The sequence below is a fragment of the Caulobacter sp. P1_B12_2 genome (assembly GCF_056406675.1).
This window is the reverse complement of the sequence record NZ_JBFTZS010000584.1, coordinates 1-2,372: the sequence shown is the minus strand read 5'-3', so window position 1 is coordinate 2,372 and position 2,372 is coordinate 1. Positions and strand designations below refer to the sequence as shown.

At 64.5% G+C, this 2,372-nt stretch carries 2 protein-coding genes; both read right to left on the bottom strand.

The features are described from left to right. A partial coding sequence (locus AC1DZ6_RS23630) for an OmpH family outer membrane protein (RefSeq protein ID WP_477099546.1) occupies nt 1–527 on the bottom strand: 527 nt, incomplete at its 3' end. 5 nt (nt 528–532) lie between these two features. Next, nucleotides 533–2,372: outer membrane protein assembly factor BamA (bamA, locus tag AC1DZ6_RS23625; protein WP_477099545.1), on the bottom strand; the 1,840-nt coding region annotated here is incomplete at its 5' end.

The window sequence follows — 2,372 nt, the reverse complement described above, 5'->3', positions numbered from 1 at the left end:
GACTCGGTGATGTCCATGGCCGGATTGCCCAGCAGGACCGATTCGCGCTCGATCAGGATCGAGCAGGTCTTGGCCTGATAGGCCTGGCGGATGGCCGGGTCCAGCTCTTGGTAGACGCGGGCCAGTTGCTTCTGCTCGGTGGCTTCGACTTCGCGCTGGCGCAGTTGGCCCTTACGCTGCCAGGCGTTGGCGCGCACTTGCAGAGCGGCGGCCTGCTGTTCCAGGGCGCTTTGGTCCAGGGTGGCCTTCTTGGCGTCCAGGGCCTTGGCGTCGTTGTCCAGGCTGGTACGCTCGGCCGTCAGCTCGGCGTTGACCTGCGAGATGATGACCTTCAGGCGGGCGTCGACGGCCTTGCCGACCAGCGAGCGCGCGACAGCGCCCTGGCTCGAAAAGATGCAGACGCCGGCGATCGGAGCGCCGTGGCTGACCGTCGGCGCGGCGGGCGGCGCGGCTTGGGCGAAGGCGCCCGACGCCGTGGCGAGAGCGGCCAGACCCGAAACGGTCGCGGCGAGGAGCTTGGAAGTCATGTTCGTTAAAACCTTGTGGAGGTGGAGAACCGGAAGGTTTCGGTTCTGTCGTAGTCTTCTTTAGCGAGAATATGGCTGAAATCGAACCGGATCGGGCCCATGGGCGATTTCCAGTCGATGCTCAAGCCCGCCGAAGCCCGAAGGCCCAGGCCGTCCTTGATGTTCTGGTTGATGGTGCCGTCCGAATTCAGACGATCGATATCGTCCAATTGGCCCGCCGTACCGAAGTCGGAGAACACCGCGGCCTTGATGCCGTACTGTTCGGGCAGGAAGGTCGGAACCGTCAATTCGAACGTGCCGATGGCGTAGAGCTTGGCGCCCAGGGCGCTGCTCTGCGTCGTCGTGTCGCGCGGGCCGATACCGGCGATCTCGAAGCCGCGGAACGTCGAACCGCCCTTGTAGAAGCGGTCGTTGATGCGGATGTTGTCGCCGCCCCAACCTTCGATATAGCCCGCCGAACCGGTGGCGCTGAAGATGAAGTCCTTGTTGAAGCCCCAGTACCAACCGGCGTCGGTCTCGGTCTTCAGGTACTTCACGTCGCCGCCGAAGCCGGCCAGATCCTGGCTCATGTCGGCGAACCAGCCGCGGGTGGGCTGGATCGGGTCGTTTCGCTTGTCCAGCCGCAGGCTGTAGCCCAGCAGCGAGGTGATGTAGGAGCCGCGCTGCAGGCAGAGGATGTCGGACACCGAACCGCTGGCGCAAAGGCTGTCCTCGACGCTCACCTTGTCCTGGCGGAGCTGGTAGCGAAGGCTCATCGACGCGTTCTGGGTCAGCGGGAAGCCGAGCCGCAGCGTGCCGCCGGTCGATTGGGTGTCGTAGGCGGCGTAGTCGCTGAGGTCATAGCGATACGAATACAGGTCCAGGCCGGCGCGCAGGTCGCGGCCCAGGAAGCGCGGCTCGGTGAAGCCGAAATCGATCTGCTGACGCAGCGAACCGACCGAGACGCGGGCCCGCAGGTTCTGGCCGCGGCCGCGGAAGTTGCGCTCGGTGATGCCGACGTCCAACACCAGCTTGTCGACCGAGCTGTAGCCGGCGCTGAACGACAGTTCGCCCGTCGGCTGCTCTTCGGTCTTGACCCGCAGGGTCGTGCGGTCGGGACGGTCGCTCGGCACTTCCTCGATGTCGACGTCCTTGAAGAAGCCCAGGGCGCGGACGCGGTTCTTGGAGCGGTCGACCAGCACGCGGTTGTAGGCGTCGCCCTCGGCCACTTCCAGCTCGCGGCGCACGACATAGTCGAGCGTGCGGGTGTTGCCGACGATGTCGATGCGATCGACATAGACCCGCGGGCCTTCACGCACCGAGAACACCACGTCCACCGTGTTGGTCTCGTGGTTGGGCACATAGCGCGGACGCACGTCGACGAAGGCGAAGCCGGCCGCGCCCGCCGCGAAGGTCAGGGCGTCGGTGGCCTGTTCGATCTTCTCGTCTTCGTACAGCTGGCCGGTGCGGACCGGCAGGATCTGGGCCAGCAGGTCGCCGTTCAGTTTCTTCAGCTCGGTCTCGACGGTGATCTTGCCGAACTTGTACTTGGGACCTTCGTCGATCGTGTAGGTGACCGCGAAGCCGTTCTTGTCGGTGGCCAGCTCGGCGACCGAGGCCACGACGCGGAAGTCGAAATAGCCGCGGTTGCGATAGAACTTACGCAGCTGCTCGCGGTCGTATTCGATCCGGTCCGGGTCGTAATTGTCGTTGCTGGTCAGGAATTTGTACCAGTGCGACTCCTTGGTGACGATGACGTCCTTCAGGTCGTTGTCCGAGAACTCGCTGTTGCCCAGGAAATTGACGCCGAGCACGCCGCTCTTGGGGCCTTCGCTGATCTCGAACACCAGGTCGACGCGCTTTTGC